Origin of the sequence: Falsihalocynthiibacter sp. S25ZX9 (assembly GCF_041205405.1) — a bacterium.
Taxonomy (GTDB): domain Bacteria; phylum Pseudomonadota; class Alphaproteobacteria; order Rhodobacterales; family Rhodobacteraceae; genus Falsihalocynthiibacter; species Falsihalocynthiibacter arcticus.
Window position 1 is genome coordinate 1 of sequence record NZ_JBGFCD010000107.1, and the last position, 357, is coordinate 357.

At 51.0% G+C, this 357-nt stretch carries 1 protein-coding gene; it reads left to right on the forward strand.

Going from position 1 to position 357, the window contains the following annotated elements:
* The coding region (locus AB9F29_RS21490; protein WP_369757199.1) for a YgcG family protein at positions 1 to 357 on the forward strand (357 nt) is incomplete at both ends.

The following is a 357-nucleotide window of genomic DNA, read 5'->3' on the forward strand; positions in this document are numbered from 1 at the left end:
AAAAATGACCGCACCTTCAGCATAGAAGTGGGCAGCGGCTACCCCCCTATATACGACGATATATCCGAGGACATTATCCAATTCTACATCACCCCAGCTTTCAAGGACGGGGATTTTGACGACGGTGTCTTGGATGGTGCGGACAAAATGATCTCGCTGATCGCCTTGCCTTTTAATGGCGGCGAATTGTCCCCTGAGCGCCAGAAAAATCCGAACGACATCGCGGATCTGATTTTTTGGGGCATGGCGATATTCTTTGGTGGCAGTGTAGTTGCGGCGGTCATTGGCCCCAAACTTTCCGGTTTTCAATTCGCACGCAAACCCTGCCCTCAATGTGGGCAAAAAGGCATGGTGAGT